At 72.0% G+C, this 2536-nt stretch carries 1 protein-coding gene and 2 pseudogenes; all 3 read right to left on the bottom strand.

The features are described 5' to 3' along the window. Window positions 1-278 (bottom strand): annotated as a pseudogene (locus tag ACWD3D_RS07620) (hypothetical protein); the annotation flags it as partial. Between the two features lie 390 nt (window positions 279-668). Continuing rightward, entirely contained in the window at window positions 669-1775 is a 1107-nt protein-coding gene (prfB, locus tag ACWD3D_RS07615; RefSeq protein ID WP_387367509.1) for a peptide chain release factor 2, read from the bottom strand. A 141-nt stretch (window positions 1776-1916) separates the two neighbouring features. Then, window positions 1917-2536 (bottom strand): annotated as a pseudogene (locus ACWD3D_RS07610) (serine/threonine protein kinase); the annotation flags it as partial.

The following is a 2536-nucleotide window of genomic DNA, read 5'->3' as shown; positions in this document are numbered from 1 at the left end:
ACCGTGGCCGCGGACTCCTCGCCGCCCGACACCGTGGCCGCGGACTCCTCGCCGCCCGACACCGTGGCCGCGGACTCCTCGCCGCCCGACACCGTCGCCGCGGACTCCTCGCCACCTGCCGCGGTGCCGGGGTCCACGCCACCGGCGTCGCTGCTCTCGGTGGTGAGTTCGGGCGTGCCGAACGCCTGCGCCGCACCCGCGGCGGTCAGGGAAGCGCCGGCCGCGATGATCGCGCCGGCGGCTATGCGCGCGATACGTACGCGCGTCTTCTTCGTCATCTGCTGCTACCCCCAGTAGCCGATCTCGTCAATGGAGCAGCACGCATGAGGGACCTGGCTCTGCGGGGTTCGCTCCGAACCGGGCCGCGCTGTCGCGGTCGTCCGGTCCGCCCCCACTCACAGCGGTCCCACTCATACGCACGCTGCTCCAGCACCCTGACCAGAGTTAAGGATTACGTCAAGAGCGTTCCGGGCGATTGGTGAACCGGTGAGGCTTCTGACGGTTATTCACTGCCCCGACTGTGACGCAATCACCACACCCCCGGCCCCCGCCCTCGCGTCACCGCCCTTTCGTGTGCCCGCGCCACCGCCCGCACCACCGCCCGCGCCGGGCACGCGAAAGGGCCCGGGCAGGAATCCTGCCCGGGCCCAACTTCCGTACGCGTACGGTTACTTCTCGCCCTGCTTCCGCCAGCGGATGCCCGCCTCGATGAAGCCGTCGATCTCACCGTTGAAGACCGCTTCGGGGTTGCCCATCTCGAAGTCCGTACGGAGGTCCTTGACCATCTGGTACGGGTGCAGGACGTACGAACGCATCTGGTTGCCCCAGGAGTTGCCGCCGTCGCCCTTGAGCGCGTTCATCTTCGCCTGCTCCTCCTGGCGGCGGCGCTCGAGGAGCTTCGCCTGGAGGACGTTCATCGCGGACGCCTTGTTCTGGATCTGCGAGCGCTCGTTCTGGCAGGAGACGACGATGCCGGTCGGCAGGTGGGTCAGCCGCACCGCGGAGTCGGTGGTGTTGACGCCCTGGCCGCCGGGGCCCGAGGAGCGGTACACGTCCACGCGGAGCTCGGACTCGTCGATCTCGACGTGGTCGGTCTTCTCGACGACCGGCAGCACCTCGACGCCCGCGAAGGACGTCTGGCGACGGCCCTGGTTGTCGAAGGGCGAGATCCGGACGAGCCGGTGGGTGCCCTGCTCGACGGAGAGCGTGCCGTAGGCGTACGGGACCTCGATCGCGAAGGTGGTCGACTTGATGCCGGCCTCTTCGGCGTACGCGGTCTCGTAGACCTCCGCCTTGTAGTTGTGCCGCTCGGCCCAGCGGAGGTACATGCGCTGGAGCTTCTCGGCGAAGTCGGCGGCGTCGACGCCACCGGCCTCGGCCCGGATGGTGACCAGGGCCTCACGCGCGTCGTACTCGCCGGAGAGGAGGGTGCGGACCTCCATCTCGTCGAGCGCCTTGCGGACCGATTCCAGCTCGGTCTCGGCCTCGGCGAGCGCGTCCGCGTCACCCTCGTCCTGGGCCAGCTCGAAGAGGACGCCGAGGTCGTCGATGCGACCGCGCAGCGTCTCGGTCTTGCGGACCTCGGCCTGGAGGTGGGAAAGCTTGCTGGTGATCTTCTGTGCCGCCTCCGGGTCGTCCCAGAGGGACGGCGCCGCCGCCTGCTCCTCGAGCACGACGATGTCCGCCCTCAGGGAGTCCAGGTCCAGGACGGCCTCGATCGACCCCATGGTGGACGAGAGGGACTTCAGCTCTTCGGAAATATCGACGACTGCCACGGGTCCAGCGTAACGGCTGGACGGGTGAAGCTCGCCCTCCCCCGGCTCCGGGCGCCGTATCCCCTGGTCCGGCACGGCTTCCGGACCGGTCCGCGGGCCGGGCCGCCCGGCGGTGGGGCGGCCCGGGGCGGCGCACGTGCCTCAGGGCGCGCCGGGGGCGGAGTTGCCGCTGTCCTGCGGGCCGGGGTCCGCGTCGTCACCGCCGGTGGCCAGCCAGCCGCCCACCGCGATCGCCGCGACGAGCACCACGGCGGCCGCGCCCAGGGTGAGGCGGCGCTTGCGGACGGCGGCGGACTTGTTCCGGGCCGAGCCGGGGCGCGGGCCGGGGGCGCGGGGGGCGCGGGCGGTGCCGAGCGGTCCGCCAGCCAGTTCGTCCGGGCCGGGCACCCGCATGCTGGTGTGGGTGTCGCGGTTGGAGTCGGGGGCCGGTCCCGGGACCAGCGGTACGGCGCCCCGGCGGCGCGGCTCCTCGTCGGCGGGGGTGTACTGCTGCTCGTCGTACTCCGGGCGAAGTTCCGTTTCTTCTTCGCCCGGCTCGTCCACCTCCAGCGGCCCGATGCCCGCGAGCAGCGGCAGCAGTTCCCGCAGCCTGCCGCCCAGCTCTCCGGCCCGCAGCCGGGAGGCGGGGGCCTTTGCCAGGCACTGGACGAGCAGCTGCCACAGCTCCTCGGGGATGCCGGGGAGCGGGACGACGGTCTCCGTGACGTGCCGGCGCAGCACCGCGCCGGGGTGGCCGCCGCCGAACGGCGTGAACCCGGCGA

The sequence above is a fragment of the Streptomyces sp. NPDC002690 genome (genome assembly GCF_053592415.1).
Note: the sequence above shows the minus strand (reverse complement) of the source record. Positions and strands in the feature narration are given on the sequence as shown.